This is a genomic window from Shewanella sp. 10N.286.52.A9, from assembly GCF_041468985.1.
Lineage (GTDB): Bacteria > Pseudomonadota > Gammaproteobacteria > Enterobacterales > Shewanellaceae > Shewanella > Shewanella japonica.
This window is the reverse complement of the sequence record NZ_JBFRJQ010000043.1, coordinates 1-483: the sequence shown is the minus strand read 5'-3', so window position 1 is coordinate 483 and position 483 is coordinate 1. Positions and strand designations below refer to the sequence as shown.

Sequence of the window (483 nt, the reverse complement as noted above, 5' to 3'; positions counted from 1 at the left end):
ACTGTCGTTTTATCTTTGGCATCTCTATCCATGAGCAAGTAAATGGTGGAGCTATGCGGGATCGAACCGCAGACCTCCTGCGTGCAAGGCAGGCGCTCTCCCAGCTGAGCTATAGCCCCATTTACATGCAGTCAAACAAAAATATCGAATACCAATTAGATTGGCTTGCCAATTCGTATGCTAATCAAGGCAGTTTAATGCGACGTTTAGCCTGCTAAACGAGTATTAAACTAACGAAGAGTAGAAAAGAATTGGTGGGTCAGAGTGGACTTGAACCACCGACCTCACCCTTATCAGGGGTGCGCTCTAACCAGCTGAGCTACAGACCCATTCTTTTTGGTCTTTTAATCCTTACTCGGCGTTACTTTCTTCGTTTCTCAGTCATGTGCTGAAGCACACTCCCTGCGAGACTCATCAAGTGCCTTGATTAAGAATCAAAATCCTCAAAAATATCTTTCGATACTTTGCTCTTACTTTCTATCA

2 tRNA genes are annotated in these 483 nt (G+C 44.3%); both read right to left on the bottom strand.

From position 1 onward, the window contains the following. Nucleotides 1-43: 43 nt before the first annotated feature. Nucleotides 44-119 (bottom strand) — tRNA-Ala (locus AB4128_RS20605). Nucleotides 120-252: 133 nt separating this feature from the next. Continuing rightward, a tRNA-Ile gene (locus AB4128_RS20600) sits at nt 253-329 on the bottom strand. Between the last annotated feature and the right edge of the window lie 154 nt (nt 330-483).